The organism is Actinoplanes sp. NPDC051470, from assembly GCF_040682035.1.
Lineage (GTDB): Bacteria > Actinomycetota > Actinomycetes > Mycobacteriales > Micromonosporaceae > Actinoplanes.
Genome location: NZ_JBFBAA010000012.1, coordinates 76,065 through 101,187, shown reverse-complemented (window position 1 = coordinate 101,187; position 25,123 = coordinate 76,065). Strand labels below are relative to the sequence as shown.

Genomic DNA, 25,123 nt, shown 5'->3' with positions numbered 1-25,123 from the left:
TCTTAGGAAGTCCAGGCCTTGGCGAGCAGGGTACGGGTGTCGGCCAGCAGCATGGGCATGGTCTTGGTGCGGCCGATGACCGGCATGAAGTTGGCGTCGCCGCCCCACCGCGGCACGACATGCTGGTGCAGGTGGGCCGCGATGCCCGCGCCGGCCACCGAGCCCTGGTTCATGCCCAGGTTGAAGCCGTGCGGGCTGCTGGCGCGGCGGATCGTCACCATCGCCCGCCGGGTGAAGGCGGCCACCTCGGCCACCTCCTCCTCGGTCAGGTCGGTGTAGTCGGCCACGTGCCGGTACGGGCAGATCAGCAGGTGGCCGGGGTTGTACGGGTAGAGGTTCAGGATCACGTACACCGACGAGCCCCGCGCGACGATCAGCTTCTCCTCGTCGGTGTGCTTCGGCGCGTCGCAGAACGGGCAGCCCGGCGGCTGGTCAGAGCCGGTCACATAGGCCATCCGGTGCGGCGTCCAGAGCCGCTCCAGCCCGTCCGGCTCGGTCATGACGCCGACGGACCCGTGTTCACGCGGCTGCGGACGACCTCGGTCACGTGCGCGATCGCCTCGTCCAGCGGCACGCCGTTGCGCTGCGAGCCGTCGCGGTAGCGGAACGACACCGTCCCGGCGGCCACGTCGTCGTCGCCGGCGATCACCATGAACGGGATCTTCTGCTGTTGTGCCGTGCGGATCTTCTTCTGCATCCGGTCGTCGGAGAAGTCCACCTCGGCCCGCACCCCTTCGCGGCGGAGAGAGGACGCGAAGTCTTCCAAATACGAAGCGTGGTCGTCGCGGATCGGGATGCCGACCACCTGCACCGGCGCCAGCCAGGCCGGGAACGCGCCCGCGTAGTGCTCGGTGAGCACGCCGAAGAACCGCTCGATCGACCCGAACAGCGCGCGGTGGATCATCACCGGACGCTCCCGGCCGCCGCTGGCCGCCGAGTATTCGAGGTTGAACCGCTCGGGCAGGTTGAAGTCGACCTGGATGGTCGACATCTGCCAGGTCCGGCCGATCGCGTCCTTGGCCTGCACGCTGATCTTCGGGCCGTAGAAGGCCGCGCCGCCCGGGTCGGGCACCAGCTCGAGGCCGGAATCCTCGGCGGCCGACCGCAGCGCCTCGGTGGCCTTCTCCCAGTTCTCGTCGGTGCCGACCGACTTCTCCGGGTTGCGGGTGGACAGCTCGAGGTAGAAGTCGGGCAGGCCGTAGTCGCGGAGCAGGTCGAGGACGAACTGGAGCAGCGACTTCAGCTCGTCCGCCATCTGCTCCTCGGTGCAGAAGATGTGGGCGTCGTCCTGGGTCATGCCGCGGACCCGGGTGAGGCCGTGCACCACACCCGACTTCTCGTAGCGGTAGACCGTGCCGAACTCGAACATCCGCAGCGGCAGCTCGCGGTAGGACCGCCCGCGCGACCGGAAGATGAGGTCGTGGAACGGGCAGTTCATCGGCTTGAGGTAGTACGTGGCCCCTTCCATCTCCATCGGCGGGAACATGCCGTCGGCGTACCAGCCGAGGTGGCCGGAGGTCTCGAACAGGTCGGCCTTGGTGATGTGCGGGGTGTTCACGAACGAGTAGCCGGCCTGCTCGTGCTTGATCCGCGAGTAGTTCTCCATCTCGCGCCGGATGATCCCGCCCTTGGGGTGGAACACGGCGAGACCGGAGCCGATCTCGTCCGGGAACGAGAACAGGTCGAGGTCGGCGCCGAGCTTGCGGTGGTCGCGGCGGGCCGCCTCCTCGAGCAGGCGGAGGTGTTCCTTCTGGGCGTCGCGGGTCGGCCACGCGGTGCCGTAGATCCGCTGGAGCTGCGGGTTCTTCTCGCTGCCCCGCCAGTACGCGGCGGCGCTGCGCATCAGCTTGAACGCCGGGATGTGCCGGGTCGACGGCAGGTGCGGGCCGCGGCACAGGTCGCCCCAGACGCGGTGGCCGTCCTTGGCGTCGAGGTTGTCGTACGCGGTGAGTTCGCCGGCGCCGACCTCCATCACCTCGGCTTCGAGGTCGGCTGAGCCAATCTCCCCCTTGATGTCGACCAGCTCGAGCTTGTACGGCTCGTTCGCCAGCTCGGCCTTCGCCTCGTCGAGCGAGCCGTAGACCCGCCGCCGGAAGCGCTGCCCGGCCTTGACGATCTCCTGCATGCGCTTCTCGAGCTTCGCGAGATCTTCGGGTACGAACGGCTTCGCCACGTCGAAGTCGTAGTAGAAGCCGTTCTCGATCGGCGGCCCGATGCCGAGCTTGGCCTCGGGGAACGTGTCCTGCACGGCCTGCGCGAGCACGTGCGCGGCCGAGTGGCGCAGCACGTTCAGCCCGTCGGGCTCGTCGAGCGCCACCGGGGTCACCTCGGTGTCGAGCTCCGGCGCCCAGTCGAGGTCGCGGAGCCGGCCGCCCGGGTCGCGCACCACGACGATCGCCTTGGGCCCGTTGGCCGGGAGACCCGCGGTCGTCACCGCGTCGCCCGCGGTGGTACCGGCCGGAACGACGAGTGGTGCAGACACGGTGGTTCTCCTTCGGAGCGGAACGTGGAATCGCCCCCGATGCTACCGGTCGGGCCGGGCCGCATCTCGAAAGGGTGTTACCGGCGACACATCGGGTCGCGTTACTGCGGCATTTCACGGTGATTGATAAATCGCGCCTCAGGGCTCTATTCACACTGTGCCGTCGCTCACTGATCGCGCACGTCACATTCGTCGGGAATTCGATCAAGCCACCGTTATTCGCAGGTCAGGACTTGATCGAACAATTTTGTGTCGTCATATTACCGATCGGTAGAACCGACTCGGAAGAAATGTTCCCCCAGCGCTCGCGGATCGCCCGATCGTCCTGTTGTCTGGGTGACGGCACCGAATTCACGGCGCTGAATATCAAGTTCTCCGGGAGCATTAAATGACGGCACCGTCCGCACCACCGGCTCGGGCCGGTGCCCGCCTGGCATGGCGGCCGCTGCAACGTTCCACGCGCGTCGGCATCATCGCGGCGCTCGTGGCCACCGTGTTCTATCAACTGTTCCTGCTCGACCCGGCCTACCGCGGACCCGGCTGGCTCTGGATCAGCATGCTGCTGGCCGAGGGCCTGACCGCGCTGCACCTGATCGGCACCTGGTGGACCATCCTGGCCCACGACGACCGGCCCGAAGCGGTGGACGCCACGGTCTGGCGCAACCGGCTCCGGGCCGGCGCCGACGTCCCGGCCATCGACGTGCTGATCACCGCGTACGGCGAGGAGCCGGCGCTGGTCCGGCGCACCATGGTGGCGGCCCGCGATCTGGAGCTGGCCCACCGCACGTTCCTGCTCGACGACGGCGACAGCGACGAGCTGCGCGACATCGCCGACGAGGTGGGCGTCGGCTACCTGCGCCGCTCGGGCGGCGCCCACGCCAAGGCCGGCAACGTCAACGCCGGGCTGGCCCGGACCGACGGCGAGTTCGTCGTCGTCCTCGACGCCGACCACGTGCCCGAGCCCGGTTTCCTGCTCAGCATCCTGCCGCACTTCCAGGACCCGGACGTGGCGTTCGTGCAGTCCCCGCAGTCGTACACGAACAACGTCAACCTGGTCGCCACCGGCTCCGGCGAGGCGCAGCGGATCTTCTACGAGCTGGTCTGCCCCGGCAAGAACCACTTCAACGCCGCCTTCTGCGTCGGCACCAACGTGATGTTCCGGCGGACCGCGCTGGACAGCATCGGCGGCATCTGGACCGGCAGCAACTCCGAGGACATCTGGACGTCGATCGAGCTGCACCGGCGCGGCTGGAAGTCGATCTACGTGCCCCAGGTGCTGGCCCGCGGGCTGGCCCCGGAGGATGTTCCGTCCTATCTGAAGCAGCAGCTGCGCTGGGCCAGCGGCGGCTTCGAGGTGCTGCTGCGCGGCCGCCTGTTCAAGCGCGGCACCGGCCTGACCCTCGACCAGCGCCTGCAGTACCTGTTCTGCGGCACCCACTACCTGCTGTCGCTGGCGATGCTGACCTTCATGCTCTTCCCGGCGCTCTACCTGCTCTTCGCGCTGAGCCCGATCCGGGCCGACGGCTTCACCTGGGCCACCCACTACCTGCCCTTCCAGGCCGCCGTCCTGCTGGTCACCTGGCTGCAGTCGGGCGGGTTCAAGCCGTCCGCGATCGTGGCCAGCATCGGCGCCGCGCCGGTGCACCTCCGCGCGCTCGGCGGCGTGCTGATCGGCCGGCCGTCGAAGTGGAAGGCCACCAACGCCGGTGGCGAGAGCGGCCGATCGCTCTGGGCGGTCATCCCCCTGGTCGCCCTGCTGGTGCTGAACGCCACCGCCATCGTGGTCGGTGTGCTGGTCATGGCCGACCCGGCGCCGACCTGGTTGTCGGTCGGCTGGGCCGCCATGATCGTGCTGATCCTGGGCCGGATGATCGTCGAATCGGTCACCGGCGGCCGGATCCGGTACCGCTCGGCAGCGCCCGCCAACCCGCCGGAGAACCCGCCCGTTCCCACCGGCGGACAGCCCGACGCTCAGCCGCGGCCCGTCGCGGCCGTCGCCTGACCTTCCTGTCGAGAAAGGCACACCCCATGAACGCCACGATCACCCCTGCCCCGGACACCGAAGCGACCGAAGCCCCGGCGGAGCAACCGAAACAGCCGAGACACCGGCTGCGGCGGGCGCTGCTGGTCACCCGTACCGTCCTGGTCGTCTCGATCCTGCTCACCGCCGCCGTCCTGGGCGGCAACCACATCGTGCGGCAGCGCCTCGCCGAACGGACCATGGTGGACGCCGGCACGGCCGTGCTGACCGCCCAGCCGATCACCGTGGGCTCGGCCGACGCCGCCGTGGTCAGCCGGGTGCTGACCACCGAGCGGGCCAGCGTCACCGCCGGCGCCGTGCTGGCCACCGCCACGCTGACCGCCGACGGTGGCGGCGAGCCCCGGGTGCAGCAGCTCCGGGCACCCGCCGCGGGCATCGTCACCGAGATCAACATCGCACCGGGCCAGGTCGCCCGGGCCGGCGAGCCGATCGTCACCCTGTACGACCCGGCCGACCTCGCGTTCCAGGTCGACGTGCCGCTCGAGACGTTGCGCAAGCTGCGGCTCGGGATGACCGCGTACGTGACCGGCCCCGGACTGTCCGGCCGGATCCCGACGACCCTGAAGCAGGTCGAGCCCAAGGTCGACTCCACCGCCACGCCGGCCACCGCCGACCTGCTCACCGTGGTGCTCCAGCCCGACCCGGCGTCCCTGGCCACGGTGCGGACGCTGGTGCCGGGTCTCCAGTTCGACGTCGTCGTCGACACCAAGACGGCCGTCGGCCGTACCCCGGCGGTGAACAGCGCATGAGGATCCGCCTGCCGGTCGCCCTGGCCGTGATCCTGACCCTGTCCGCGTGCACCTCGGGCCCGGCCGCGCCGGACCGCGAAGCCGCCCCGAACCGGGCCGGCCCGGTGATGGAGGACGCCGCGGCGAACCCGATCGCCGTGCCCACGGTGACCGGCCGCGGCAGCATCGCCGGCACGCTGCCGGCCGCCTCCGCCCCGACCAAGGCCCCCGCCCAGGCGGGCGACCTCGCCGGCCGGGCGGTGCCGACCAACCAGTGGTGGAGCTCGGCGCTGACCGGGCCCCGCACCCAGCCGATCTGGGCCCACCCGCTGGCCGTCCGGGCCGACCCGGCCGGCCTGCAGATCAGCGGCGGGCCGGTGACCGCCTCGGCCAACGCCATCACCACCGCGTTCGTGCCCGCCCTCACCGTGGGCGGCGCCACCGGAGCGGTCAGCGTGGCCGGCTACGGGGCCTTCCACGTCGTGCTGCGGGTGGAGCTGGCCGGCGGCGGGCGGGTCGACGTCACCGTGGCGCAGGGCAGCCCGGTGGTGTGGCTGCGCTTCCAGGGCGCGGCGCCCAGCCTGATCGGCGCCTTCCGGGACGTCGGCGGCTCGGGCGCCCGGGCCCGGCTCGAGATCGCGGGCGGGCGCTGGGATGTTCTCGGCACCGGCCTGCGGCTCAGCGGCGCCACCATCACCGGCGCCGGCGAGCAGCTCGCGGTCGCCCGGGTGCCCGACGGCGCCGACCGGGCCGGCTGGGAGAAGGCCAGCACCGCCGACCCGGTCACCCGCACCACGGCCGCGATGTCGTACGACCCCGAGGCCGGCACGGTCACCCAGACGCTGACCACCGACCGGACCGGGGCGTGGGCCCTGCTCCCCCACCAGCGGGCCGGAGCCGCCACGCTGCCCGGCTCCTACCCGGACGCGCGGGGGACGCTGTCCCTGGCCTCGGCGTCCGAGGTGAAGGTCACCGTGCCGATGCCGGGGCTGCTCACCGCCGTACCGAAGGTGGCCCTGAGCGCGGCGGCGCTGACCGCCGTACGCAAGGATCTGGATGCCGACCTGGCCGACCGGGCCGGCGCGGGCGGCAGCTACTTCGGACTCAAGGAGCTCGGCCGGCTGTCCACGATCGCCGAGGTCGCGGCGGCCTCGGGCGCGGACGCCCAGCGGAAGACGGCGCTCGACCGGCTGCGGCCACAACTGGTCGACTGGCTCACCTACGGCGGGCCGTCCGACGGTCGTCACTTCGGCTACGACAAGGGCTGGGGCGGGCTCATCGCGGTGCCGGCCGAGTTCGGCGCCCAGGACTACAACGACCATCACTTCCAGTACGGCTACCTGGTTCGCGCCGCGGCCGTGCTGGCCGCGGCCGACCCCGGCTTCGCCCGCGACTACGGCGACGTGGTCGACCTGATCGTCCGCGACTACGCCGGGTCGCTGGCGATCGGACCGGCGAGCGGGCTGCCGCCGTTCCGGGCCTTCAACGCCTACCTGGGCAGCTCGGCCGCCTCCGGCTTCGCGCCGTTCGCCGACGGCAACAACCAGGAGTCGTCCAGCGAGGCGGTCGCGGCCTGGGAGGCGGTGGTGCGCTGGGGCCGGGTACGGGGCAACGACGCGATGACCGGGTACGGCATCACCCACTACGCGGTCGAGGCCGCCACGGCCCGGATGTACTGGCTCGGCGACGGGCTGACCCGCCCGCCGGGGTACGCCCACGGCAACGCCGGCATCGTGTGGGACGCCAAGGTGGACTTCGCGACGTGGTTCGACCCCAAGCCGGAGTCCATCCTCGGCATCCAGTTGCTGCCGCTGACCGCGGGCGCGTTCTACCGCGGGCCGTCGGCCGGCCGCGAGCGGGCGCTGGGCGACCGGCCCGCGGTGTGGGGCGACCTGTTCGCCGCCGACCTGGCGCTGTCCGACCCGGCGGCGGCCAAGCGCCGGCTCGACGCGGGCGTCACCCGCGAGGACAGCACCAGCCGGGCCATGGTCCGCTACTGGGTCGAGTCCCTGGTCGTGCTGGGACCGCCGCAACCCGGCGTCGCGGCGCCGATCGGCTCGCTGGCGTTCGGATCGGCCAGGGCGCCGCGGACGGTCACGTCGGAATAGCGGCTCGCACGAACATCACCGCGCCGGCCGCCGTGGCCGGGCCGGCGGTGGTGATCGCGTTGTGGGCCGCGCCGGGAATTTCTCCGGTGCGGCCTGCCTGCGCGAGCCCGGCCGCCTGGGCGGTCCAGCCGGCCGGGGCGATCCGGTCGTGTTCCCCGCGCAGTACGAGGACGGGCGCGGTCACCAGCGGCAGGCGCTGGTCGATCCGATGGTCAACGGAATGCCGCAGGGTACGCAGGACCCGGCCCAGCCCCGCGTCCCAGACGTCGGTGGCGATCATCGGCAGCTGCCGCGGGTCCTCCCACAACAGGTCCCGGACGAAGCGACCGGCCTGACCGCCGGCGGTCGGCGCCGCCGGGTCGACGGTCGGCCCGACCAGCACGAGCGAGGCGACCAGGTCGGGCCGGCGCACGGCGAGCTCGACGGCGACCTGACAGCCGAACGAGTTGCCCAGGACGTGGGCGCGGGTCAGACCGGCCACGTCCATCCAGGACGCGATCAGGTCGGCGTGCTCGGCCACGTCGAACACCCGGCCGGGCTTCGCCGAGTGGCCGAACCCCGGCAGGTCGGGCACGTACACCGGGCCGGGCAGCGCCGCCGCCGTCGGCATCAGGTAGCGGTGTGACACGGCCAGCCCGTGCAGCAGCACCCAGGGCGTGCCCTCGGCGTCCGGCCGCTGCCGCACGTGCAGGCGCAGGCCGCATGCGGTCACCATCGCGCTCGTGAACCCCGAGGCGGGTCGCGGCGCCGAGAAGATCAGCCGCCGGTCGGCGCGAGTCAGCCATCTCATACGGGCAACGTGCCCCGGATCGGGCGCGCCTAACGCTGCGCCTCGAAGTGGTCCTTCATCGCCGGGTAGTAGTCGTCGAAGCTCGGCAACGGCCGGTCCTCGCGGGCGGCGACCAGCGCGTCGAGGTAGTACTCCCAGCCGGGACCGACCGAGCCGACCTCGTCCGGCTCGACGCCGTGCTGGGTGAAGCGCAGCTCGGTCACCCCGGCCGTCTCGGCCAGCTCCAGTTCCAGGTGCCAGCTGCCGTGCTCGTCGACCGACGACAGGGCGAGCCGGCGCGGCGGCTCGCAGGCCTCGATGGTCATGTCCATCCACGGCTCGCCCTCCTCCAGCGCCATCTGGACCTTGATGGTGTTGCCGGGCGCGGCGTCGCCCTGCCACGGGCCGAACCAGCGGGCGGTCCGTCCGGACTCGGTGAGGCTGGCCCAGACGTCGTCGACGGGCGCGCGGAAGGTGCGGGTCAGCACGAGATCGGTGCCGGACAGGCGCCCGGTGGGTGCAGGGCTCATGCGCTCTTCTCCTGGTGGGGATGGTTCTCGGCGGCGGTGCGCCGCTCGCGGTCCTGGTCGGGGTGGCGGTCGGCGGCCACGCGCCGCTCGCGGCGGGTGCGGTGGACCTCGGTCTCCAGCGCGTCGAAACGGCGCTGCCAGCCGGCCTCGGCCGGCGTGGTGTCGGCCGGCGTGGCGTCGGCCGGGGCGGTGAGCTGGGCCAGCCAGCCCGCCAGCTCGTCGAGCGGCTCGGTGACCAGCGCGTAGACCCGGCGGCGGCCCTCGGCCACGTCGTCCACCAGGCCCGCCTCGCGCAGCACCCGCAGGTGCCGGCTGACGGCCGGGCGGCTGATCGCGAACCGGTCGGCGACCTGCCCGGCCGACAACGGCCGTTCCCGGAGCATCAGCAGGATCTCCCGCCGCACCGGGTCGGCGATCGCGCCCGCCACCTCGTCCACGGCGGAAGCGTAACCCATCGGTTACACGTCGGGAAGAGCTTCCCGCGCCGAGAGCCAGGCCGGCGGGATGCCGTCCACCCCGGTGTACGCGGCCACGACGCCGCCCGCGATCGCCGCCGTGGTGTCGACATCGCCACCCGCGGAGACGCACGCCGCCACGGCCGCCGGGTAGTCGTCCAGGTACCGCGCGGCCACCCAGAGGGCGAACGGGACCGTGTCGGACGCCATCGAGCGGGTGCCGTTGCCCAATTCGTAGGCGGCCCGCTCGACGCCGCTCAAGGACCGCGCCCGGGCCAGCCCGTCGTGAACACGACCGGGCGGGGTGTGCGCGAGCGCGGCGCCGAGAAGGTCGGGACGGTCACCGTCGAGCCGGGCCGCGGTGGCCACCGCCGCGGCCACGGCCACCGCGACGCCGCCCGCGATGCCCTCGGGGTGGGCGTGGGTCACCTCGGCGGCCCGGGCGCCCTGCCCGGCCGCGCGGGCCAGGGAGTCGGCGTGCCACGCGCCGAGCGGCGCGGCTCGCATCGCGGCGCCGTTCCCGGCCGAGCCCTGCCCGTCGAAGGCGGCCGCGGCGGCCACCGGCCACGGCACGCCCTCACGGATCTGGCGGAGCATGACGACGGCGCCGGGCCCGTACCCCCGATAGGGGTCGAAGGTCGAAGCGAGCAGCGTGGCGAACCGGTCGCGGTCGAAGTCGCTCTCGTCGCCGAGGCACGCCACCAGGCAGCAGGCCTCCTCGGTGTCGTCCGTCCACGGCCAGGGGGCGGCGGGAAGCCGGGCGTCGAGGAGGTCGTGCGCGGAGTTGCCCGGCACGAAGTATTGAGCGCCGAGCGCGTCGCCGACGCTGAGCCCGGCGAGGCTGTCGAGAGCGAGGGTGCGGCGGGTGTCGGGGTAGAGGGTAAAAGTCATAGTCACCCTGAGAATAACCCACGCCGGGCGGCCGCGGCACCCGCCAGCAGGGCCAGTCCGCAGATCACCAGGACCCGGATCGCCTGCCCGGCGAACCAGTCGACCGGCCACGCCAGCACGGCGGCCAGCCCGCACCCGGCCACCCCGGCCACCATCGGCCAGAAGACCAGCGGCCGCGGCGAGAACCGGGGCGGGGCGCCGTGCCACTTCCGGAGCAGCCCCGACCGCCCGATCCGGACCACCAGGTAGGTCCCGACCACGAACCCGGCGACGTTCGAGGCGTCGGACAGCGGCCCCCACCACGAGAGGTAGCCGGGATGGGTGAACGCGTCCCACACCAGGTGGCTGAACGCCCCGAGCAGCGCCGAGCCCACGGTCACGTGCCACCGATGACGCACCGTGCCGAGCACGCCGTAGTCGCCCAGCCGGAAATGCCCGGCCACCCCCGGCGCCGCCCACCGGACCAGCCGGGTGAGCACCAGCGTGACCGGCAGGCTCCACCACACCAGCGAGGGCAGGTTGTGGGTGCGCGGCAGAACCCCGAAACCATGGATGGCGTACGAGAGGTCCGGCGCCATCGTCCCGATGACCAGCGCGACACCGTCGAACCAGCGCGGCCGCCAGATCTTCAGCGGCACGACGGCGATCGGATGGGTGGGAATCGTCAGCGGCATGATCCCGACGCTAGGAGCGCGGGCGGCGCCATCGGTGACGCCGGCGTGCAGGGATTGCGGAGATCGTGTCAAGACAACGACGGGATGGAAATCCGTGACTCTCGGTGATCGATAGATTCCTCAGCATCACGGTTTAGGCGTTGCTTGCCACGGGCGCTACGGTCTTCGCATGGCCACGGTGTTGCTCGTCGAAGACGATCACGTCGTGCGCGGTGCGATGCTCCGGTCGCTGGCCGACCGGGGGCATGCCGTGCACGCCGTCGGCACGGCCCTGGACGCCCTGCGCCGGGTCGCCGCGGAGACTCCCGACCTGGTCGTCCTCGATCTCGGGCTGCCCGACCTCGACGGGTCGGACGCGTTGCGCATGCTGCGCGGCATCACCGACGTCCCGATCATCATCGCGACCGCCCGCGACGACGAGCAGACCGTGGTGCGGCTGCTCCGCTCCGGCGCCGACGACTACATGGTCAAGCCCTTCACCGGCGCCCACCTGGACGCCCGGATCACCACCGTGCTGCGCCGGGTGGGCCGGGCCAGCCGCACCGCGCAGCCGGCCGTGCACGAGGTCGGTGAGCTGCGCGTCGACATCGGCGAGCGCAGCGCCAGCCTCGGCGACACCCTGTTGGCCCTGACCCGCAAGGAGTTCGACCTGCTGGCGTACCTCGCCGCCCGGCCCGGCCGGGTGGTGTCGCGTCGGGAGTTGCTGGAGGAGGTATGGCGACAGCCGTCAGTCGGCGAGGACCAGACGATCGACGTGCATCTGTACTGGCTACGGAGGAAACTGGGCGAATCAGCCGCGAAGCCTCGTTACCTGCGCACCGTGCGGGGAGTCGGATTCCGGCTGGTGGCGCCGGACTAAGGGCGCGCCTGGCCTGGGTCACCGCCGCCACGACCGGCGTCGCCGCCCTCGCCTTCCTCGTCCCGCTGGGCTGGGAACTCCGTTCGGACCACCGGGACAAGGCCGTGGCCACCGCGGAACGGCAGAGTTCCGTGGTCGCCGGCGCGCTCATCGCGGGCGCCGGCCGGGGTGGCATCAACGCGGCCGTGCAGTCGGCCGGTGGCGATCTGGTCGTGCACGCGCCGAACACCACGGCCGGCACCAGGGCGACCGCCGCCGACGTGACGAAGGCGGCCACGACGGCCGGGACGCAGCTGGTCGGCACCGACGACGGGCTGGTCCATCTGCGCCCGGTGACGGTGGCCGGGCGTACCTCGGTGATCGAGGTCTTCGTACCGCAGAGTGAGCTGTCCGCGGGCACGGCGCGTGACCTGTGGACGCTGGTCGGGATCGCGCTGATCCTGGTGCTCGGCTCGGTGATCGTGGTCGACCGGCTGGCCCGGGGCGCGGTGATGTCGGCGCGCAACCTGGTGCAGGCGGCGCTGCGGGTGGGCGGCGGCGATCTGGGCGTACGCATCCAGCCCTCCGGCCCGCGCGAACTGGCCGAGGCCGGGTACGCCTTCAACCGGATGGCCGACCGCCTGGTCACGTCCCGCACCAGCGAGCGCGAGATGGTCGCCGACCTGTCCCATCGGCTGCGCACCCCGCTGACCGCGCTACGCCTGGACGCCGAGGCGCTCGACCCGGACGACACCCAGATCGGCCAGTTCTCCGCGGCCGAGCTCGACCGCCGCCGCGGCATCCGGCGCATCCGGGTGGCCATCGCCACGCTCGAGGGCGAGGTCGACGACCTGATCACCACCACCCGCCAGGCGGTGGCCAAGCAGGTCGCCTCCGCGCCCGAGGTGGGCATGTGCGACGCCGCCGAGGTGGTCCGCGAGCGGATGCAGTTCTGGTCGGCGCTGGCCGGCGACCAGAACCGGCCGTACCAGGTGGTCGGCGCCAGCACCCGGGTGCCGGTGCCGGTGGCCCGGCCCGAACTGGCGGCGGCGCTCGACGCGGTGCTGGGCAACGTCTTCCGCTACACCCCGCAGGGCACCGCGTTCGAGGTGGGCCTGTCCCGCCGGGACGGCTGGGTGGCGCTGCGGGTGGACGACGCCGGCGCGGGCATCCCCGACCCGGAACGGGCGATGAAGCGCGGCGAGAGCAACCAGGGCTCGACCGGCCTGGGCCTGGACATCGCGCGGCGGGCGGCCCAGTCCACCGGCGGCTCGGTCAGCCTGGACCGGGCCGCGCTCGGCGGGGCCAGCGTGGTGATGTTGCTGGCCGACGCGGAAGCGCCCCCGAAACAGGCCAGCCGCTTCGGTCTGATAGGAAGACTGGCCCGAGAACGCGAGACCATCCGGAGGCGCCGGCCGCACTGATCGGACCCAGTGGACCCCCCAGCACTCGGATCTGAAACACACCGTGGGCGTATTACTCCGGACGGTAGACGACTTGCTTAGAACTGTATTAAAGGCGTTCCGCTCGCGGTCCCGGGCTGGCACGCTTTTGACCGATCCCATCCGGCTTGCCGGTCCGACGCCAGAACGTCCCCGAGATCAGGGCCGGCGTAGCCACCGAGCGGTGGGAGGCGGAAACCCCATGACCGCCACCCACCGCGCACCCGACCGCCCGGCCGCCCACCGAGGAGATGTTCTCTTGTCCGCGCACCGACGGAATGCGTTGCGCGGAGCCGCCCTGCGGAGAATTCCCAAGCGGCTACGGAAACACCTCTTCCCGATCGCGGTCGGTGTCGCCGTCCTGGGCACGGCCGCGATCGCCGGCCCGAGCATGATCGAGGCCGGGCGCTCCGGCGGCGACCCGCCGCGGGGCCAGGCGGTCCGGCTCGCCGCCGCGCAGACCGACCGGCCCGCGCAGGGGCTGATCTACCAGGGCCTGAAGCCGGCCTCGGAGGGCTCGGTGTGCGCCGGGGCGTACGAGCTGGACGCGCTGACCTGCACCCACGGCCCCGACCCGGCGCCGACCGGCCTGAAGGTCACCCGCGCGGTGGTCCCGGTGACCGCGAAGGCGGCCGAGCCGGTCCCGCCGCGACGTGAGGCGGCCAAGGTGCCCTCGGACGCCGAGATCGTCCGGGACGAGGGCGGCAGCCTGCTCGCCGAGGGCAAGCCGGCGCTGGTGCCGGACGCCGCGCCGGGCGACGCCGACTTCGTGATGGGCAACCACGGCGTGGCCTGCACCGGCGACGGCCGGGACGGCAACCGGGTCCAGGTCGTCTACGTGCACGCGCTCGGCACGCCGAGCCGCTTCACCGACTTCGTGGGCTCGATCCGGAACTGGGCGGCCGGGGTGGACGCGATCTACGACGCGTCGGCGGCCGAGACCGGCGGCTCCCGGCACATCCGGTACGTAGCCACCCCGTCCTGCCGGGTCGACGTGGCCGAGGTGCAGGTGCCGTTGCACGGGCTGGACACGTTCCCGCAGACCGTGAAGGCGCTGTCCGACCTCGGCTACAACCGCACCGACCGCAAGTACCTGCTGTTCTCCGACGCCTACCGCTACTGCGGGATCAGCACGTTCGTGGCCGACAACCGGCCCGGCGGGGGCAACCGCAACAACGGCGGCCCGTCGTACGCCCGGGTCGACGCCGGCTGCTGGAGCACCGTGGCGGCCGCCCAGCAGCTCACCCGCTCGCTCGGCGCGGCCCTGCTGACCTCGCCGAACTCGTCCGGCGGCGGCAGCTGCACGGACGACTTCGACCTGATGTGCCACCCGGACCGGTCCGGGGCGACGGTGCGCCAGCGCTGCCCGAAGAAGAACGAGAACCGGCTGGACTGCGGGCACGACGACTACTTCAGCACCAACCCGCCGAAGAACAGCTGGCTGGCCGAGAACTGGAACGTGGCGCAGAGCGAGTTCCTGCTGCGCGGCGACGGCGGCGACGACGTCCCGGACGCGCCCGGCGCGGTTCCCGGCGGGTCCGCCTCGCCGCCCGGGAAGCCGTCGGCCGGGCCGTCGCAGGCGGCCGGGGGCGACGAGTCGGACGGCGGGGGCGACGCTGTTCCCCCGCCGGGCGCCGGGCCGTCGGGACCGGCGCCGGCCGCGTCCGGCCCGCCGGCCAAGCAGCTCCAGGCGCCGGCCGCGCCGGCCCCGGCGTTCCTCGAGGTACGCGACGCGACCAACAACTCGGTCCGGCTGACCTGGGCCGCCGCCGCGCCCGACGCCACGTACGAGGTGGCCGTGGACGGCGTGACCATCGCCACCACCAAGGCGACCCGGGCCGGCCTGATCGGGTTGCGGCCGGGCACCGCCTACCAGGTGACGATCAACAACGCCGCGCTCAAGTTCCGGGCCAAGGCCGAGGCCCGCACCCTGCCGGCCGCCCGGCCCACCCAGAACTCCTGGTTCGTCCTGGAGAACGCGCTGACCGGCGGCGCCGCCGACCTCTACGCGGCCCGCACCGCGAACGGCACGGCGATCACGCTGAGCGGCTCGGACGGCGACGCCCAGCAGCAGTGGATGCTGGTGCCCGGGTCGGGTGGCGACTTCTCGCTGAGGTCCAAGGCGACCGGCAAGTGTGCGATGCCGCTGAGCGGCAACCCGGTCGCCGGCACGCCGCTGGTGCAGTCCGACTGCGAGGGGACGGCGACGGCCCTGTGGACGCTGCGCCAGTCGGCCTACGGTTTCACCCTGCGCACCACGACCGGCGACCTGTTCGTCGGGGTGGGTGAGCAGCGGTTCGGCGCGCAACGCGTGCTGGTGCTCCAGAACGGCAACGAATCCCGGCACCAGAGCTGGGCGGCGGTGCCGGCCTGACCGGCACGCTCCCGGCGCGGAGAACCCGGCGGCCGGCCGGGGAGAGGAGACGACGCAGATGAAGACCGATGTGCGGGTGGACCCGATCACCGACGAGGACGAGTTCGAGCCCCGCTTCCGCAAGCGGCGCCTGATCCGCTGGGCGGTCGTGCTGACCCTGGGCATTCTCGCCGTGCTGGCGATCTGGCAGGAACCGCTCTACGCCCTGCGGTTCTGACCGCGCGGTCCGGTCACTCCGGGTCGCGCGGTTCGCTAGAACGCCGCTGTGTAGTCGTCGATCGCGGCGGACAGCCGGGCGCGGTCGTCGGCGGGCTGGAAGGACGCCTCGACGGCCGCCTTGGCCAGCGCGGCCACCCCGGCCTGGTCCAGGTCGAGCAGGCGGGCGGCCACGGCGTACTCCTGCTCGATGGTGGTGCCGAACATCGGCGGGTCGTCGGAGTTGATGGTGACCCGGACCCCGGCCGCGACCAGCGCCGGCAGCGGGTGTTCGGCCAGGTCGGCCACCGCCCGGGTGCGCACGTTGGAGGTCGGGCACACCTCCAGCGGAATGCCGTGCTCGGCCAGGTGGGCCATCAGCGCCGGGTCCTGGGCGGCGGAGATGCCGTGCCCGATCCGCTCGGCCCCAAGGTCACGCAGCGCAGCCCAGACGGTCTCCGGGCCGGTGGTCTCGCCGGCGTGCGGGACGCTGTGCAGACCGGCCGCGCGGGCCTGGTCGAAGTACGGTTTGAACTGCGGCCGCGGCACCCCGATCTCGGGCCCGCCGAGCCCGAAACTGATCAGCCCGTCCGGCCGCTCGTCGAGCGCGATGCGCAGCGTCTCCTCGGCCGCGGCCAGGCCGGCCTCGCCCGGGATGTCGAAGCACCAGCGCAGCTCGACCCCGAACTCCTTGGCCGCCGCCTTCCGGGCGTCCTCGATGGCGTCGCAGAACGCGGGGGCCGGGATGCCGCGGCGGACGCTGGAGTACGGCGTGACGGTCAGCTCGGCGTACCGCACCTGACCGCGGGCCAGCTCGCGGCCGATCTCGTAGGTCAGCATCCGCACGTCCTCGTCGTCCCGGATCAGGTCGACGACGCTCAGGTAGATCTCGATGAAATGGGCGAAGTCGCGGAACGCGAAGTAGTCGGCGAGCGCCGCCGGGTCGGCCGGCACCGGCGAGGACCCCTCGTGCCGGGCGGCCAGCTCGGCCACGATCCGCGGCGAGGCCGAGCCGACGTGGTGCACGTGCAGCTCGGCCTTGGGCAGCCCGGCGATGAAGGCGGTCAGGTCGGTCACGGCGTCTCCTCAGCTCAGTGGTAGCTCAGCGCGGTATTCCGGGCGCGGATGCCGCCCGTTCCTACCACTACGGCGTTCGGGCCACCACGAAGACGCGGCGGAACGGGAAGGCCACGCGACCGTCGCGCGCCGGGTAGGCGGCGGCCAGCCGGGCGGCCAGGGCACCCCGGAAATCCTGCCATGCCGCGTCGTCCAGCCCCGCCCGGACCGGGCGCAGCGCGGTGCCCTCCATCCAGCGCAGCACCGGGTGATCGGGCCCAGTCTCGGGGAGGAGGTGGAGATACGTGGTCTCCCAGGCGTCGACCGCGCCGCCGAACAGGGCCGCGTAGCCGGCCGGATCGAGGACCGGCGCCTCGCGCAGCACCTCGCCCAGGCCGTAGCCGGCGCCGAGCTCGCGGAGGGCCCGGTGGGACGGCGCGTCGAAGTTGCCGGGCACCTGCATCGCGATCCAGGCGCCGGCGGGCAGTTGGGCCGCCCATCGGACCAGCAGGTCTTCGTGCCCGGGCACCCACTGCAGCGTCGCGTTGGTGACCAGCACGTCGACGTCCGGCGCCGGCCGCCACTCCCGCACGTCGCCCAGTTCGGCGTCGATCACCCTGGTCGCTTCCGCGATCATCTCGGGCGACGAGTCGACGCCGGTCACCCGGGCGCCGGGCCACCGCCGGGCGAGGGCGGCCGTGAGCGCACCCGGCCCGCAGCCGAGATCCACCACGGCCCGGGGCTTCTCGGCGCCCACGCGGGCCACCAGATCGAAGAACGGACGCGAGCGCTCATCTCCGTACCGCTGATAAAGGGTGGGGTCCCACACGGCGCGACTCCAAACCGTACGTACGTCTTGCAGGACTCTAGCACCGCGAGGGATAGGCTCAAGCCGTGGAAAATCGCAGCTTTCGAAGGATCGGACGGGACGCCTCGGTGATCGGGCTCGGCGCCTGGCAGCTGGGCGCCGACTGGGGCACGGTGACCGAGGACGACGCGCACGCCACGCTGGCCGCGGCCGTCGACGCCGGGGTCACCTTCATCGACACCGCCGACGTGTACGGCGACGGCCGCAGCGAGCAGATCATCGGCTCGTTCGTCAAGGACCGGCCGGGGCTGTTCGTGGCCACGAAGATGGGCCGGCGGATGGCGCAGGAGGTGGCGAACTACTCGCTCGACAACTTCCGCGCCTGGACCGACCGGTCCCGCGCCAACCTCGGCGTCGACACCCTCGACCTGGTGCAGCTGCACTGCCCGCCGACGCCGGTGTTCTCGACGGACGCCACCTACGACGCGCTCGACCTGTTGGTGCAGGAGAAGCGGATCGCGGCGTACGGGGTCAGCGTCGAGACCACCGACCAGGCGCTGGCCGCGATCGCCCGGCCGAACACGGCGAGCGTGCAGATCATCCTGAACGCGCTGCGCCTCAAGCCGCTCGAGCAGGTGCTGCCCGCGGCGCGGGAGGCGGGCGTCGGCATCATCGCCCGGGTGCCGCTGGCCAGCGGTCTGCTCTCCGGCCGGTACGACGCGAACACCACGTTCGCGGCCGACGACCACCGCAACTACAACCGGAACGGCGAGGCGTTCGACGTCGGCGAGACGTTCTCCGGTGTGGACTACGCGACCGGGCTGGCCACGGTCGAGCGGCTGCGCCCGCTGGTCCGCGACGGCGAGACGATGGCGCAGCTCGCGCTGCGCTGGGTCATCGACCAGCCCGGCGTCACGGTGGTCATCCCGGGCGCCCGCAACCCCGAGCAGGCCCGCGCGAATGCCGCGGTGGCCGGGCTGCCGCCGCTCGATCCCGAGGTGCTGCAGGCGGTCCGCGGGATCTACGACGAGGTCGTCCGGCCTCAGGTGCACGACCGGTGGTAGGCGAGGCGAAGCCGAAGCTGGTCGGCTGGACCCCGATGACGATCGGTCTGCTGCTGCTCGTCCTCGGTGGCTTGTGGACACTGCAGGGCCTCGACCTGGTCGGCGGCAGCGCGATGTCCGGCGTGACACTGTGGGCGATCGTGGGTCCGGTGGTGGCCGTGGCCGGGCTGGTGCTGCTGGTGCTGGGCACCCGCCGGCGCAACCAGGCCAAGCGGGCCGAGCTGGCGCGTCAGGCCGAGGAGCAGCCCCCGCCCCGCTAGCGAACGCAAGCACCCCGCCTTCCATCCATGGGAGGCGGGGCGCTTGTGTGTCGGTCAGCTCCCGCGCGCTGGAGCCGACAGCCGACGTCGTCGCCGGCTAGTGGTCTCAGATCGGGCGAACCTGCTCCGCCTGGGGACCCTTCTGGCCCTGGGCGATCTCAAACTCGACCCGCTGGTTCTCTTCCAGAGTCCGGTAGCCCGACGTCTGGATGGCCGAGAAGTGGACGAAAACGTCAGCACCCCCGCCGTCGACGGTGATAAAGCCGAAGCCCTTGTCTGCGTTGAACCACTTCACCGCACCTGTTGCCATGCTGTTCTCCTTCTGAAAATGCCGGCCCGTGATGCTAGGGGCCGATGTCCGTTTTCGAGCAGCGGCGCCAGTGAGGCGGCCTTTCCAGAGGACGTCCCATCCGCTCGTCCGCCGAGGTCCCTGGATGGCATCTCGGAGGCGTGCGGAGCAGCACACCACGTACGCAAAAACTGGGCACACTGTACCCGAAAACCGGGCGTGGAAGCTGCCCTCGGCGACATTCGAAGAAACCATGGCAGATACGGAAAAGGTCCCCCACATCGACGGAGCGTCGCGGAGGACCTTGACCACGGTCAATCACTCTACGTGTTGCTAATCCGGCCACTCGCCCGTCAGCCGGCGGACGCCGACCGCCCCGCCACGGTCCACGGCGGCCTTGACCACCGAGAAGATGACGCCCTGGATCGCCGCGGCGGCCAGGATCTCGCCCCAGCTGCGGTCCTCGTCGGTCGCGTTGGGCGCGTCGTCCTCGCCCTCGACGAGCTTCCACACCTGCTTGAAGGCGAAGCCCGCGATGGAACCGGCGGCGATGCCGAGAAGCAGGCCCACCGGCTTGTACGCGATCTTGTTCAGCTTCCCGCTCATCGGCGACTCCCCCGCACCACCAGGATCACGCCGACCACGGCCGCGACCCCGGCCGCGATGGCCAGGAACGGGATCGGCCGGCGGCGTACCTGCTCCACCGAGTCCGATTCCTGCACCTGCGCGACCGTCTCGCGGGCCTTGTCGCCGGCCTGGCCGGCCGCGTCCTTGACCCGGTTTCCGGCCAGGTGCACCGCGTCGAGCGCCTTCTGACCGGCCTCGGCGGCCTGCGTCTTGACCCGCTGCTTGGTCTGTTCCACCTGTTCCTTGGCCCGAGCCTTGACGTCCGCCTTGGCCGCGAGTGCCTGCACGGTCTCGCCGAGCTCGGCCCGTGTCTGCGCGATCTCGGCGCGCAGCGCCGCCACGTCCGGCTTGCCGTTCTGCCCGGGCGCGCCGCTCTTCTCGCTCATGCCCGGCTCCTGTCCTTGACCGCGTGCTTCACTTCGTCGACATCCGCCTTCACGCTCTCGATGGCCGCCTCCGGACCCGGCGGCACCGCCTGGGTCACCTGCTTCTTACCTAGCAGGGCCAGAACACCCGCCACCGCGAACAACACCACCGTGACGATCAGTGCGGCCAGCCACAGCGGCAGTACCAGGCTCAGCGCGATGATCCCGGTCGCGATGAGCGCGCCCACACCGTACAGCGCGAGCACCCCGCCGCCACCGAAGAGCCCGATGCCGATCCCGGCGTGCTTGCCCTTCTCGGCCAACTCGGCCTTGGCGAGCGCGAGCTCGTCACGGACGAGCAAGGTGATCTGTTCGCTGGCGCGCTGCACCAGTTCGGACGTGGACTGTTCGCCGGGCTTGCGACCCGCGCTGCCGTTCAGGACATCCGCCATGCTGTCCTCCTTTCCCTGTGTCGGGTGTATGCCCCGGAGTGCGAAGAAGCAATCCTCCTGCTCAACGCGGTTCGTCGGCGCCGCCTCCGAAGGCCGCGCCGCGCTGGTCACCGTCGGTCCCGCCGGCGAAGACCTGATCGTCGTGTTTCGCGCCATCCGCCACGGCCGGAGCGGCCGCCGGCGGACCAGGAGGATCGGTGTCCGCCCGCAGCCGCGGCAACGAGCCCGGCCGGTTCTCCCACACCCAGCTCACCAGACGCTCGCGGACCAGGCACCGCAAATCCCACAACGCGCCCGCGTCGGCCGCGCTGACCAGCGCGCGCAGCCGGATCATGCCGCCGGTCGCGTCGGTCACCTGGAGCACGCACACCCGGCCGTCCCAGAGCGCGCTGAGCCCGACCACCCGCCGCAGCTCGACGCGCAGGTCCTCGACCGGCGCCGACCAGTCCACGTCCACCTCGGCCGTGCCGAGCACCGCCGAGCCGGTCCGGGTCCAGTTCTGGAACGGCTTGGTGGTGAAGTACGAGGTCGGCAGGATCAGCCGGCGGTCGTCCCAGATCTGCACCGCGACGTAGGTGAGGGTGAGCTCCTCGATCCGGCCCCACTCGTTCTCGACCACCACCACGTCGTCGACCCGCACCGCGTCGCTGAACGCCAGCTGCAGCCCCGCGAAGACGTTCCCAAGCGTGCTCTGCGCGGCCAGGGCGGCCACCACGCTGATCACGCCGGCCGAGGCGACGACGCTGGCCCCGAGGGCGCGTACGCCGGGGAAGGTCATCAGCATCACGCCGGCGGTGAGCACCACGATCGCCGCGACGGTGACCCGGCGCAGCATCACGACCTGGGTCTTGAGCCGCCGCGCGCGGAGATTGTCCGGGACGTCGGTGCGCCACCTGGTGAGCGCGAAGTCCTCGACGACCAGCAGCAGCGCCGCGATCAGCCAGGCGGCGGCCGCGATCAGGGCCAGCAGCAACAGGTGCAGCACGATCCGGCGGCCGCCGAAGTCCTCGACGCCGATCTGCAGGGCGAGCCGGACGCCGTACAGCACGACCAGGGCCCGGAACGGGTTGTGCGCCGTCCGGGCCAGGTCGGCCCACAGCACCGACCGGCGGCCGAGCCGCTGGACGAGCAGATGGATGGCCTCGACCAGCACCAGCGCGGCGCCGGCGGCCACCACGACCGCGAGCAGGGCGGTCATTACGCCGTTCACTGCGGCATCACACCACATGGAAACGGCGGCCACGTTTCGCGGCCGCCGGTTCACTCAAGATCAGACCTTACGGAACTTGGCCTGGAAGAAGCAGTAGACGCCGAAGCAGGCGATGCCCAGCGCGATCAGGCCGAGCAGCCACGGGCCCCAGGCGGTGCCGGCCAGCGTCTTCAGCGCCGAGTCGAGGCCACCGGCCTTCTCCGCGTCGATCGTGACCGCCGCGGCCGTGAAGAGCGCACCGGCGATGGCGTACGCCACACCCTTGCTGATGTAACCCGCCTTGCCGAGCCGGCCGACGGTCCGGTGCACCTGCGGGCTCATCCGGCCGGTGTTGAGGTGCTTCTCGAACTTCTTCTTGTAGCCGTAGATCGCCAGCCCCACGCCGACACCGACCACCACGAGGCCGATGAACCCGACCAGGAACCGGCCACCGCCGCTGCTCATCATGTTCGACGCGGAGGACTGCTGGTTCTGCGACTGCGAGGCCTGCGCGCCGGTGATCGTCTTGATCGTGATCACGGTGAAGTAGCCGTACAGGATGGCCCGGAAGCCGCTGATCACCCGCTCGGCGACGGCCTGCTTGTCCTGCGGCCCGCTCTCCCCGATCGCGGCCTCGAAGACCTGCCAGATCGCCATCGCGCCCATGCCGATGGCGATCAGGACGAGCGAGAACTTGCCGCCCGGGCTCTGGGCGATGGCCTGGAGGGCGCCGGACTGGTCGGTCTCGCCCGACGAGTTGCCGAACGCGACCTGGAGCGCCAGCCACGCGAACAACAGGTGGATGACGCCGTACGCGATGAAGCCGCCGCGCGCGAGCATCTCCAGCGGTTTGCTGTTGGCCGCGCGCGAGGCCGAGCTTCGTGCTTGTGCAGTGGCTGACATGGGCCTTTAAGTCACCAGCGGCCACTCTCGCCAAACCTGTCTACGGGCGGCTCACCTGGAATGACACGTCGTCCTGGGTCACCGTGTTCAGCGCCACCTGCAACCCGGCCACGTCGACCGCCTGCTGTCCCTTGGTCAGCTGGACCTGCTCGCCGGCCACCTCGAGCGTCACCGTGTTCTGGTCGGCGCTGATGAATTTCGCCTCCACGCCGAGCACGCTGGCGGAGGCGTCGGTCTCCCGCTGGATGGTGACCGTGCACTGGTTGAGCCCGCAGTCGACGTTGTCGTTGCCGCAGGCGGCGAGCGGGGCGAGCGCGAGGATGGCGGTCGTGAGCAAGGCGGCGCGGCGCGAGGCCGTGGTCTTCAACACCCATCCCAATGTACGAGGTGAAAGCGACCCTATGCTCGGAAGATGGACGTCAGCGTGCGTGACAACCCCGCGGAACACCGCTTCGAGTTGATCGTGGACGGCGCCCAGGCCGGCCTGGCCGCCTATCGGGTGCGCGACGGCATCACCGTGATCACCCACAGTGAGGTCGACCCGGCCCACCAGGGTCAGGGCCTGGGCGGCCGGCTGGCCCGGCTCACCCTCGACCACCTTCGTTCGACCGGCGCGCGGGTCGTGCCGGCCTGCCCGTTCTTCGCCAAGTACGTGTCGACCCACCACGACTGGGACGACATCCTCGAGGACTGACCTTCTCAGTGGTAGCCGGGCCCGGTATTCGGGCCCCGGATGCCGGGCCCGGCTACCACTGATCGGTCAGGCGGCGACCGGCTGCTTGGCCGGCGCCGGGACGCTGGTGCCGGCGATGATCTCGGCCGCGGCCTGGCCGCAGGCGCGGGTGGCGCCGTAGGTCGCCAGGTGCACCGCCCCGGTCACCCGCTCGGGCAGGCCCATCTCGACCACGATCGCGCCCGGGCAGACCGCCAGCGTGCGCGCCACCGCGTCGGCCACCCAGGGGTGCCGGTGCAGGTCGCGGACCACCAGCACGAGCGGGCGGCCACCGAGGCCGGCCAGGACCCGGGACTCCGGCTCGGCCAGGCCGCCCAGGTCGTCCTCGCTGAGCCGCAGCGAGGTGGTTCCGGGCAGCAGGTCGTGCAGCGGGATGCCGAGCCCCCAGGGCGTCTCGGCGCCGATCGCGATGTTCCGCGGCGGCGCGAACTCGACCACGTGCGGCGGGGCGGCGAGCGGCAGCATGTCCCCGGCGCCGGTCACCCGGACCGCGCGGCGGGCCGCGGCCAGCCCGATCACCGAGGCGGCGACCTTGCCGATGGAAAGCGCGTCGGCCACCGCGCGGGCGCCGGTTCGGGTCTGGGTCTCGGCGGTCCAGGCGGCCAGCCGGTTGACCCGCCCGGCGGCGTCCCGCAGGCGCGCCTCGGGCAGCTCCCCGCTGCGGACGGCGGCCACGATCGCGTCCCGCAGGGCGATCGCGGTGGCCTCGTCGGCGTGGTCGCCACCCACGCAGATCGCGTCGGCGCCGGCCGCCAGGGCACGCACGGTGGCGCCGGCCAGCCCGTACGTCCGGGACACGCCCTGCATCTCGATGCCGTCGGTGACGATCAGGCCGTCGTACCCGAGCTCCTCGCGCAGCAGCCCGGTGAGGATGCGCGGGCTGAGGGTGGCCGGGACGTCCGGGTCGTAGGCGGGCACGAGCAGGTGGCCGGTCATCACCGACTGGACGCCGGCCGCCACCGCGGCCCGGAACGGGACCAGCTCGACCGACTCCAGCTCGGCCCGGCCGCGGTCGATCAACGGCACGGCGTGGTGCGAGTCGACCGCGGTGTCGCCGTGACCGGGGAAGTGCTTGGCGCAGGCGGCCACGCCGGAGGCCTGGAGGCCGGTCACGAAGGCGGCCGAGTGCCGGGCCACCAGGGCCGGGTCGGCGCCGAACGCGCGTACGCCGATGATCGGGTTCTTGGGGTTGCTGTTGACGTCGACGTCGGGGGCGTAGTCGAGCGTGATGCCGGCATGCGCCAGGTCGCGGCCCAGGTCACGGGCGACCGCCTCGGTCAGCGCCGGGTCGTCGATGGCGCCCAGCGCCAGGTTGCCGGGTCGGGAGCTGCCCAGCCGCGACTCGAAGCGGGTGACGTCACCCGCCTCCTCGTCGATGGCCACGATCACCTCGGGGCGCTCGGCCCGCAGCTCGGCGGTCAGCGCGGCCACCTGGGCCGGCGACTCCACGTTGCGGGCGAACAGCGCCACGCCGCCGAGCCCCTCGGCCAGCATGCGCCGCACCCAGTCGGGGGCCCGGGTCCCGTGGAAGCCCGGCTGGAGCACGGCCCCGGCGAGATGCGTCAGGTCGTCGCTCGGCTGCGGCATGTGTCCCCCGTACCGTCCGGATCGTGGTCGATAGCTATGGAAACACCCCGTGTCGATTTAGTCAACAAACCTTCCTATTAGAAGTGTAAGAAGGGGCACCCGTAGACTCACCCCGTGGACACACCGCTCGCGGCCGGCTCCGGGGTCGACTGGTCCCAGGTGCACGCGGTCAAACTGCTGGGTATCGCCTTGGCCGTGCTGATCCTGGTCTGGGCGATCCGGCGCATGTTCAAGTAGCGGCCGGCGCGGGTATCCGGCACGCT

The 25,123-nt window shown here is 72.2% G+C and carries 28 protein-coding genes; 11 read left to right on the top strand and 17 right to left on the bottom strand.

Annotated elements, in window-relative coordinates:
* Positions 1–2: 2 nt before the first annotated feature.
* Both AB0M54_RS21985 and thrS read right to left on the bottom strand, forming a co-directional pair.
* Positions 3–500, bottom strand: a complete 498-nt coding sequence (locus tag AB0M54_RS21985; RefSeq protein ID WP_364323473.1) for an HIT domain-containing protein — start codon at positions 498–500, stop codon at positions 3–5.
* Positions 497–2,482, bottom strand: coding sequence for a threonine--tRNA ligase (thrS, locus tag AB0M54_RS21980; RefSeq protein WP_364473398.1), 1,986 nt, complete (start codon positions 2,480–2,482; stop codon positions 497–499). The genes AB0M54_RS21985 and thrS overlap by 4 nt, the downstream gene beginning before the upstream one ends.
* 388 nt (positions 2,483–2,870) lie before the next feature.
* Between thrS and AB0M54_RS21975 the strand changes: the two genes are divergently transcribed.
* Genes AB0M54_RS21975 through AB0M54_RS21965 form a run of 3 tightly spaced genes read left to right on the top strand, consistent with a single transcriptional unit; the run spans position 2,871 to position 7,359 of the window.
* The gene (locus AB0M54_RS21975) at positions 2,871–4,484 is read left to right on the top strand and encodes a glycosyltransferase family 2 protein (protein ID WP_364473396.1); all 1,614 of its coding nucleotides are present in this window, start codon (positions 2,871–2,873) and stop codon (positions 4,482–4,484) included.
* A 26-nt stretch (positions 4,485–4,510) separates the two neighbouring features.
* The gene (locus tag AB0M54_RS21970) at positions 4,511–5,272 is read left to right on the top strand and encodes an HlyD family efflux transporter periplasmic adaptor subunit (RefSeq protein WP_364323467.1); all 762 of its coding nucleotides are present in this window, start codon (positions 4,511–4,513) and stop codon (positions 5,270–5,272) included.
* Positions 5,269–7,359 (top strand): glycosyl hydrolase, encoded by a 2,091-nt coding sequence (locus tag AB0M54_RS21965; protein ID WP_364323465.1) that lies wholly within the window; start codon positions 5,269–5,271, stop codon positions 7,357–7,359. The genes AB0M54_RS21970 and AB0M54_RS21965 overlap by 4 nt, the downstream gene beginning before the upstream one ends.
* On the opposite strand, the gene AB0M54_RS21960 is transcribed toward AB0M54_RS21965, so the two are convergent.
* Genes AB0M54_RS21960 through AB0M54_RS21940 form a run of 5 tightly spaced genes read right to left on the bottom strand, consistent with a single transcriptional unit; the run spans position 7,346 to position 10,678 of the window.
* Positions 7,346–8,149, bottom strand: a complete 804-nt coding sequence (locus AB0M54_RS21960; protein WP_364473394.1) for an alpha/beta fold hydrolase — start codon at positions 8,147–8,149, stop codon at positions 7,346–7,348. The two genes, AB0M54_RS21965 and AB0M54_RS21960, sit on opposite strands and share 14 nt — an antisense overlap.
* Before the next feature lie 29 nt (positions 8,150–8,178).
* Positions 8,179–8,658 (bottom strand): SRPBCC family protein, encoded by a 480-nt coding sequence (locus tag AB0M54_RS21955; RefSeq protein ID WP_364323461.1) that lies wholly within the window; start codon positions 8,656–8,658, stop codon positions 8,179–8,181.
* A complete protein-coding gene (locus tag AB0M54_RS21950; protein WP_364473392.1) occupies positions 8,655–9,113 on the bottom strand; it encodes a metalloregulator ArsR/SmtB family transcription factor in 459 nt (152 codons plus the stop codon). The genes AB0M54_RS21955 and AB0M54_RS21950 overlap by 4 nt, the downstream gene beginning before the upstream one ends.
* Before the next feature lie 3 nt (positions 9,114–9,116).
* Positions 9,117–10,004, bottom strand: a complete 888-nt coding sequence (locus AB0M54_RS21945) for an ADP-ribosylglycohydrolase family protein (RefSeq protein ID WP_364473390.1) — start codon at positions 10,002–10,004, stop codon at positions 9,117–9,119.
* A gap of 2 nt (positions 10,005–10,006) precedes the next feature.
* Positions 10,007–10,678, bottom strand: a complete 672-nt coding sequence (locus tag AB0M54_RS21940) for a DUF4184 family protein (protein ID WP_364473388.1) — start codon at positions 10,676–10,678, stop codon at positions 10,007–10,009.
* A 169-nt stretch (positions 10,679–10,847) separates the two neighbouring features.
* Between AB0M54_RS21940 and AB0M54_RS21935 the strand changes: the two genes are divergently transcribed.
* The 4 genes from AB0M54_RS21935 (at position 10,848) to AB0M54_RS21920 (ending at position 15,549) form a co-directional block, all read left to right on the top strand.
* Positions 10,848–11,537 carry a response regulator transcription factor gene (locus AB0M54_RS21935; protein ID WP_364323453.1) on the top strand — a complete coding sequence of 230 codons (690 nt, stop codon included), beginning with the start codon at positions 10,848–10,850 and terminating at the stop codon, positions 11,535–11,537.
* 8 nt (positions 11,538–11,545) lie between these two features.
* Complete coding sequence (locus AB0M54_RS21930; protein ID WP_364323808.1) at positions 11,546–12,940, top strand: HAMP domain-containing sensor histidine kinase; 1,395 nt, start codon at positions 11,546–11,548, stop codon at positions 12,938–12,940.
* 277 nt (positions 12,941–13,217) lie between these two features.
* Entirely contained in the window at positions 13,218–15,332 is a 2,115-nt protein-coding gene (locus AB0M54_RS21925) for an RICIN domain-containing protein (RefSeq protein WP_364473386.1), read from the top strand.
* Between the two features lie 58 nt (positions 15,333–15,390).
* Positions 15,391–15,549 carry a hypothetical protein gene (locus tag AB0M54_RS21920; RefSeq protein WP_364323449.1) on the top strand — a complete coding sequence of 53 codons (159 nt, stop codon included), beginning with the start codon at positions 15,391–15,393 and terminating at the stop codon, positions 15,547–15,549.
* 35 nt (positions 15,550–15,584) lie between these two features.
* Here AB0M54_RS21920 and AB0M54_RS21915 read toward each other — a convergent pair whose 3' ends face one another.
* On the bottom strand, positions 15,585–16,604 hold the full coding sequence (locus tag AB0M54_RS21915) for an adenosine deaminase (protein ID WP_364473384.1): 1,020 nt from the start codon (positions 16,602–16,604) through the stop codon (positions 15,585–15,587).
* 67 nt (positions 16,605–16,671) lie between these two features.
* On the bottom strand, positions 16,672–17,412 hold the full coding sequence (locus AB0M54_RS21910; protein ID WP_364473382.1) for a trans-aconitate 2-methyltransferase: 741 nt from the start codon (positions 17,410–17,412) through the stop codon (positions 16,672–16,674).
* Between the two features lie 65 nt (positions 17,413–17,477).
* Between AB0M54_RS21910 and AB0M54_RS21905 the strand changes: the two genes are divergently transcribed.
* Both AB0M54_RS21905 and AB0M54_RS21900 read left to right on the top strand, forming a co-directional pair.
* Entirely contained in the window at positions 17,478–18,455 is a 978-nt protein-coding gene (locus AB0M54_RS21905) for an aldo/keto reductase (RefSeq protein WP_364323443.1), read from the top strand.
* Between the two features lie 35 nt (positions 18,456–18,490).
* Positions 18,491–18,715, top strand: coding sequence for a hypothetical protein (locus AB0M54_RS21900; protein WP_364323806.1), 225 nt, complete (start codon positions 18,491–18,493; stop codon positions 18,713–18,715).
* A 106-nt stretch (positions 18,716–18,821) separates the two neighbouring features.
* Here the strand turns inward: AB0M54_RS21900 and AB0M54_RS21895 are convergent, their stop codons facing one another.
* The 7 genes from AB0M54_RS21895 to AB0M54_RS21865 form a co-directional block, all read right to left on the bottom strand.
* Positions 18,822–19,025 (bottom strand): cold-shock protein, encoded by a 204-nt coding sequence (locus AB0M54_RS21895; RefSeq protein ID WP_364323441.1) that lies wholly within the window; start codon positions 19,023–19,025, stop codon positions 18,822–18,824.
* Between the two features lie 312 nt (positions 19,026–19,337).
* Positions 19,338–19,610: a DUF4235 domain-containing protein gene (locus AB0M54_RS21890; RefSeq protein WP_364323439.1), complete on the bottom strand. Its 273-nt coding sequence runs from the start codon at positions 19,608–19,610 to the stop codon at positions 19,338–19,340.
* Complete coding sequence (locus AB0M54_RS21885; protein ID WP_364323437.1) at positions 19,607–20,017, bottom strand: DUF3618 domain-containing protein; 411 nt, start codon at positions 20,015–20,017, stop codon at positions 19,607–19,609. The genes AB0M54_RS21890 and AB0M54_RS21885 overlap by 4 nt, the downstream gene beginning before the upstream one ends.
* Positions 20,014–20,448 (bottom strand): phage holin family protein, encoded by a 435-nt coding sequence (locus tag AB0M54_RS21880; RefSeq protein ID WP_364473380.1) that lies wholly within the window; start codon positions 20,446–20,448, stop codon positions 20,014–20,016. Before AB0M54_RS21880 ends, AB0M54_RS21885 begins: the two co-directional genes overlap by 4 nt.
* Positions 20,449–20,509: 61 nt before the next feature.
* A complete protein-coding gene (locus tag AB0M54_RS21875) occupies positions 20,510–21,646 on the bottom strand; it encodes a mechanosensitive ion channel domain-containing protein (protein WP_364473545.1) in 1,137 nt (378 codons plus the stop codon).
* 72 nt (positions 21,647–21,718) lie between these two features.
* Positions 21,719–22,540 (bottom strand): DUF1206 domain-containing protein, encoded by an 822-nt coding sequence (locus tag AB0M54_RS21870; protein ID WP_364323433.1) that lies wholly within the window; start codon positions 22,538–22,540, stop codon positions 21,719–21,721.
* A gap of 40 nt (positions 22,541–22,580) precedes the next feature.
* Entirely contained in the window at positions 22,581–22,910 is a 330-nt protein-coding gene (locus tag AB0M54_RS21865) for a hypothetical protein (RefSeq protein ID WP_364473378.1), read from the bottom strand.
* 42 nt (positions 22,911–22,952) lie between these two features.
* Between AB0M54_RS21865 and AB0M54_RS21860 the strand changes: the two genes are divergently transcribed.
* Complete coding sequence (locus AB0M54_RS21860) at positions 22,953–23,234, top strand: GNAT family N-acetyltransferase (RefSeq protein WP_364473376.1); 282 nt, start codon at positions 22,953–22,955, stop codon at positions 23,232–23,234.
* 66 nt (positions 23,235–23,300) lie between these two features.
* Here AB0M54_RS21860 and AB0M54_RS21855 read toward each other — a convergent pair whose 3' ends face one another.
* Positions 23,301–24,860, bottom strand: coding sequence for a glycoside hydrolase family 3 N-terminal domain-containing protein (locus AB0M54_RS21855; RefSeq protein ID WP_364473374.1), 1,560 nt, complete (start codon positions 24,858–24,860; stop codon positions 23,301–23,303).
* 114 nt (positions 24,861–24,974) lie between these two features.
* On the opposite strand from AB0M54_RS21855, the gene AB0M54_RS21850 reads away from it, so the two are divergent.
* The gene (locus AB0M54_RS21850; RefSeq protein ID WP_364473372.1) at positions 24,975–25,097 is read left to right on the top strand and encodes a hypothetical protein; all 123 of its coding nucleotides are present in this window, start codon (positions 24,975–24,977) and stop codon (positions 25,095–25,097) included.
* The last annotated feature ends 26 nt before the right edge of the window (positions 25,098–25,123 follow it).

Coding starts and splice junctions, on each gene's coding strand:
- AB0M54_RS21985 (WP_364323473.1), bottom strand. CDS start 500: ATGACCGAGCCGGACGGGCTGGAGCGGCTCTGGACGCCGCACCGGATG.
- AB0M54_RS21975 (WP_364473396.1), top strand. CDS start 2,871: ATGACGGCACCGTCCGCACCACCGGCTCGGGCCGGTGCCCGCCTGGCA.
- AB0M54_RS21970 (WP_364323467.1), top strand. CDS start 4,511: ATGAACGCCACGATCACCCCTGCCCCGGACACCGAAGCGACCGAAGCC.
- AB0M54_RS21965 (WP_364323465.1), top strand. CDS start 5,269: ATGAGGATCCGCCTGCCGGTCGCCCTGGCCGTGATCCTGACCCTGTCC.
- AB0M54_RS21960 (WP_364473394.1), bottom strand. CDS start 8,149: ATGAGATGGCTGACTCGCGCCGACCGGCGGCTGATCTTCTCGGCGCCG.
- AB0M54_RS21955 (WP_364323461.1), bottom strand. CDS start 8,658: ATGAGCCCTGCACCCACCGGGCGCCTGTCCGGCACCGATCTCGTGCTG.
- AB0M54_RS21950 (WP_364473392.1), bottom strand. CDS start 9,113: ATGGGTTACGCTTCCGCCGTGGACGAGGTGGCGGGCGCGATCGCCGAC.
- AB0M54_RS21945 (WP_364473390.1), bottom strand. CDS start 10,004: ATGACTTTTACCCTCTACCCCGACACCCGCCGCACCCTCGCTCTCGAC.
- AB0M54_RS21940 (WP_364473388.1), bottom strand. CDS start 10,678: ATGCCGCTGACGATTCCCACCCATCCGATCGCCGTCGTGCCGCTGAAG.
- AB0M54_RS21935 (WP_364323453.1), top strand. CDS start 10,848: ATGGCCACGGTGTTGCTCGTCGAAGACGATCACGTCGTGCGCGGTGCG.
- AB0M54_RS21920 (WP_364323449.1), top strand. CDS start 15,391: ATGAAGACCGATGTGCGGGTGGACCCGATCACCGACGAGGACGAGTTC.
- AB0M54_RS21900 (WP_364323806.1), top strand. CDS start 18,491: ATGACGATCGGTCTGCTGCTGCTCGTCCTCGGTGGCTTGTGGACACTG.
- AB0M54_RS21895 (WP_364323441.1), bottom strand. CDS start 19,025: ATGGCAACAGGTGCGGTGAAGTGGTTCAACGCAGACAAGGGCTTCGGC.
- AB0M54_RS21890 (WP_364323439.1), bottom strand. CDS start 19,610: ATGAGCGGGAAGCTGAACAAGATCGCGTACAAGCCGGTGGGCCTGCTT.
- AB0M54_RS21885 (WP_364323437.1), bottom strand. CDS start 20,017: ATGAGCGAGAAGAGCGGCGCGCCCGGGCAGAACGGCAAGCCGGACGTG.
- AB0M54_RS21880 (WP_364473380.1), bottom strand. CDS start 20,448: ATGGCGGATGTCCTGAACGGCAGCGCGGGTCGCAAGCCCGGCGAACAG.
- AB0M54_RS21875 (WP_364473545.1), bottom strand. CDS start 21,646: ATGACCGCCCTGCTCGCGGTCGTGGTGGCCGCCGGCGCCGCGCTGGTG.
- AB0M54_RS21870 (WP_364323433.1), bottom strand. CDS start 22,540: ATGTCAGCCACTGCACAAGCACGAAGCTCGGCCTCGCGCGCGGCCAAC.
- AB0M54_RS21860 (WP_364473376.1), top strand. CDS start 22,953: ATGGACGTCAGCGTGCGTGACAACCCCGCGGAACACCGCTTCGAGTTG.
- AB0M54_RS21855 (WP_364473374.1), bottom strand. CDS start 24,860: ATGCCGCAGCCGAGCGACGACCTGACGCATCTCGCCGGGGCCGTGCTC.